At 68.6% G+C, this 3597-nt stretch carries 5 protein-coding genes; 2 read left to right on the top strand and 3 right to left on the bottom strand.

Annotation, left to right across the window (positions count from 1 at the left end; all coding sequences use genetic code 11):
• Positions 1-1973 (bottom strand): ATP-dependent helicase (locus Q0L11_RS16370; RefSeq protein WP_296598637.1); only part of this gene is annotated, 1973 nt, incomplete at its 3' end.
• 81 nt (positions 1974-2054) lie between these two features.
• Between Q0L11_RS16370 and Q0L11_RS16375 the strand changes: the two genes are divergently transcribed.
• Positions 2055-2267 carry a hypothetical protein gene (locus Q0L11_RS16375; RefSeq protein ID WP_296598638.1) on the top strand — a complete coding sequence of 71 codons (213 nt, stop codon included), beginning with the start codon at positions 2055-2057 and terminating at the stop codon, positions 2265-2267.
• A gap of 3 nt (positions 2268-2270) precedes the next feature.
• Here the strand turns inward: Q0L11_RS16375 and Q0L11_RS16380 are convergent, their stop codons facing one another.
• Entirely contained in the window at positions 2271-2483 is a 213-nt protein-coding gene (locus tag Q0L11_RS16380; protein WP_296598640.1) for a ribbon-helix-helix domain-containing protein, read from the bottom strand.
• 105 nt (positions 2484-2588) lie between these two features.
• Between Q0L11_RS16380 and Q0L11_RS16385 the strand changes: the two genes are divergently transcribed.
• The gene (locus Q0L11_RS16385) at positions 2589-3353 is read left to right on the top strand and encodes a Coq4 family protein (RefSeq protein ID WP_296598641.1); all 765 of its coding nucleotides are present in this window, start codon (positions 2589-2591) and stop codon (positions 3351-3353) included.
• Here Q0L11_RS16385 and Q0L11_RS16390 read toward each other — a convergent pair.
• A complete protein-coding gene (locus tag Q0L11_RS16390) occupies positions 3350-3526 on the bottom strand; it encodes a DUF4169 family protein (protein WP_296598642.1) in 177 nt (58 codons plus the stop codon). The genes Q0L11_RS16385 and Q0L11_RS16390 overlap by 4 nt on opposite strands.
• Between the last annotated feature and the right edge of the window lie 71 nt (positions 3527-3597).

Consider the following 3597-nt stretch of genomic DNA (forward strand, 5'->3'; position numbering starts at 1 on the left):
GGCAGTTCGTCGACGAAGCGGCTGGGGAGCTGGCTGGTCCAGCGGCCGTAGACCTGGCGGTTGGCGGCGAAGCTGATCCGCGCCTCCTCCCGCGCCCGGGTGATGCCGACATAGGCCAGCCGGCGTTCCTCCTCGAGGCCCTTCTCGCCCTTCTCGTCCATGCTGCGCTGGGAGGGGAAGACGCCTTCCTCCCACCCGGGCAGGAAGACGAGCGGGAATTCCAGGCCCTTGGCCTGGTGCAGGGTCATGATCTGCACGCTGTCGGCGGCGGGGCCGCGCTCCAGGTCCATGACCAGGGAGACGTGTTCGAGATAGGCTTCGAGCGTCTCGTAGCCGCCCATGGACTGGACCAGTTCCTTGAGGTTCTCCAGCCGGCCCTGCGCCTGGGGGGAGCGGTCCAGCTTCAGCATGTCGGTGTAGCCGCTCTCCTCCAGCACCTGCTCCATCAGGCGGGCGTGGTGGATATGCTGGGCCTGGCCGCGCCAGCGGTCGAGGTCGCGCAGGAAATTGGCGAGGGACGTGCGGGTCTTGGCGGCCAGTTCGTCGGTGAGGACGAGCTGACGCGCCGCCGCGCTGGCGGGCACGCCATTCAGGCGGGCGATCTGCAACAGCTTCTGGACGGTGGTGTCGCCGATGCCGCGCTTGGGCGTGTTGACGATGCGTTCGAAGGCCAGGTCGTCGTCGGGCGACTGGATAAGCCGCAGGTAGGCGATGGCGTCGCGGATCTCGGCGCGCTCGAAGAAGCGCGGGCCGCCGATCACCACGTAAGGGATCTGCAGCATAACGAACCGCTCTTCGAAGGCCCGCATCTGGAACGAGGCGCGGACCAGGATGGCGATGTCGCGGTACTTGCGCGCCGGCTTGTCGGTCGTGCCGCGCTTGGCGCGCTCGATCTCGTCGGCGATCAGCCGGCTCTCGGCCTCGCCGTCCCAGATGCCGCGGACGACGACCTTCTCGCCGCCCTGGCTCTCGGTCCACAGCGTCTTGCCGAGCCGGCCCTTGTTGGTGGCGATCAGCCCCGAGGCGGCGGCCAGGATGTGGCTGGTGGAGCGGTAGTTGCGCTCCAGCCGGACCACCTTGGCGCCCGGGAAGTCGCGCTCGAAGCGCAGGATGTTGTCCACCTCGGCGCCGCGCCAGCCGTAGATCGACTGGTCGTCGTCGCCCACGCAGCAGAGGTTCTGGCTCTTCTGGGCCAGCAGGCGCAGCCACAGGTACTGGGCGACGTTGGTGTCCTGGTATTCGTCGACCAGCAGGTACTTGAAGCGGTTGTGGTACTCGGCCAGCACGTCGGGCTGGCTGACGAAGATCGTCAGGTTGTGGAGCAGCAGGTCGCCGAAGTCGCACGCGTTCAGGATGCGCATGCGCTCCTGGTAGAGGCGGTACAGCGCCTGGCCCTTGCCGTTGGCGAAGGCCTGGGCCTCGGCGGGCGGAAGCTGGTCGGGACGCCAGCCGCGGTTCTTCCAGTGGTCGATCAGGCCGGCCAGCGCCTTGGGCGTCCAGCGCTTGGTGTCGATGTTCTCGGCTTCCAGCACCTGCTTGATCAGCCGTTCCTGATCGTCGGTGTCGATGATCGTATAGTTCGACTTCAGGCCCACCAGCTCGGCGTGACGGCGCAGGATCTGGGCCGCCACCGAGTGGAAGGTGCCCAGCCAGCGCAGGCCCTCGGCCGAGGGGCCGATGATGTGAGCGATCCGCTCCCGCATCTCGCGCGCGGCCTTGTTGGTGAAGGTGACCGCCAGCAGCTCCCACGGCTTGGCCCGGCCGCTGGCCAGGATGTGCGCCAGGCGGGTGGTCAGCACCTTGGTCTTGCCCGTGCCGGCGCCGGCCAGCACCAGCACCGGGCCGTCGACGGCCTCGACGGCCTCGCGCTGCTCGGGGTTCAGCCCGGCGAGATAGTCGGCCGGCCGCGCATCGACGCGGGCCAGGTCGCTGAGGCGTGGCGCGGGGAGGTCTGAGGATTCGTGAGATGGCATCGGAACATATGTAGCACAAAGGCTTGCGCGCTTAAGGGGGCGGAACGGCGGAGGCAAGGCGTCCGTTTCGGGGAGATGGCCGTGCGCCGTTCAAATCCGTGGATCGCATTCGCCGCTGGGGCTGTGGCGATGCTGGTCGTGGTGCTGCTCTGGTACGCGTGTCAGGGGCGGGACGACGCCGGCGTGCTGGGGGCCGCCGCGGTGAAGGCGGCGGACAGCGTGCCGGTGTTCCGCACGCCCCGACTGCCCGACGCGCCGCGGATCCCGGACGTTCCGACGCCGGTCCCGAAGTAGCCGCTAGCGGTCGCTGGCGAAAGCCAGCGCCGCCACGCGGCACGCGGAGGCGAGGGGGCGCTCGCCGCGGCCGCGGTCGATGCTGACGATCAGTTGGGCCAGGCTGGATCCGCGCGCCTCCGCCATCGCGTCGAGGACGGCCCAGAACTCGGGCTCCAGGGCGATCGAGGTCGCGTGGCCCGAGAGCAGGACGGAGCGTTTCTTCAGGCTGGGCATACCGCTCCTTTACGAAGTTGACGCCATGTTCAACTAGCCCCTTGTCAAAAGATGACGGGGGCGTCATTTTTGTATGCGACGAGGCTAGAACAGGACTCCCCGCCGATGGCCATGACTGCCGACACCGCCGACTTCCGCGCCGAGCCGCGGCAGATTTCCACGAAGCTGGACTGGGCGCACGCGCTGAAGTCGCTGCGGCGCCTGCTGGCCGACAAGGAAGATACCCGGCAGGTGTTCGAGATCATGCGGGCGCTGAACGGCTCGTCGACGGCGAAGGGCTACCAGCGCCTGCTGACGACGGTGGAGGGCGGCAAGATTGCGTTCGCCCAGGAGGAGTTCGCGGACAAGCTGATGGACGATGCCTGGCTGGACAGCATGCCGGAAGGCAGCGTCGGCGCCGCCTATCGCCATTTCATCCGCTCGGAGAACCTGTCGGCCGACGGCCTGGCGGACATCAGCCGCGAAGGACGGGGCGACATCGACGAGCCGCATCCCTACGCCTGGTTCGGCCGCCGCACGCGCGACGTGCACGACATCTGGCACATTCTGTCGGGCTATCACCGGGATGGCCTGGGCGAGGCGTGCCTGGTGGCGTTCTCGTACGCGCAGACGCAGGGCCTGGGCTGGGCGCTGATCGCGCTGGGCGCGGCGAGCCGCGCCCGGAAGGACAAGAGCCAGCCGTACGTGAAGGCGATCTGGCAGGGCTACAAGCGCGGCAAGGCGGCCAAGTGGCTGCTGGGCGAGGACTACGAGCGCCTGATGCGCGAGCCGCTGGAGGCCGCCCGCAAGCGTCTCGGCATCACCCCGCCGACCATCTACGACTCCATCCCCGAGGACGTGCGCGACCGCGCAGTGCCGAAGGCCGCCTAGTCTTCCCGCTTCTTGCCGTCGAGCTCGCGCCGGGCGCGCTCGGCGTCGAGCTTCGCGACCGCCTTCTGGCCCTTAGTCTGGCCGAACTTCGCGCGGTTCTCCGCGGCCTGGGCCTTGCCGTCGGCGCGAGCCTTGGCCTTGCGGGCTTTGTTGAGGTTGATCAGCTCGGCCATAGAAACCCCGGCGTCCGACGCTCGTTACCCCGTCCCACTCATGACGAGGAGACGAGTATGATCCAGGCCTC

Origin of the sequence: Phenylobacterium sp. (assembly GCF_024508875.1) — a bacterium.
In the GTDB taxonomy this organism is placed as follows: domain Bacteria; phylum Pseudomonadota; class Alphaproteobacteria; order Caulobacterales; family Caulobacteraceae; genus Phenylobacterium.

Bases quoted from the DNA above. Each gene is read 5' to 3' on its own strand.
- Q0L11_RS16380 (WP_296598640.1), bottom strand. From the start codon at position 2,483: ATGCCCAGCCTGAAGAAACGCTCCGTCCTGCTCTCGGGCCACGCGACC.
- Q0L11_RS16385 (WP_296598641.1), top strand. From the start codon at position 2,589: ATGGCCATGACTGCCGACACCGCCGACTTCCGCGCCGAGCCGCGGCAG.
- Q0L11_RS16390 (WP_296598642.1), bottom strand. From the start codon at position 3,526: ATGGCCGAGCTGATCAACCTCAACAAAGCCCGCAAGGCCAAGGCTCGC.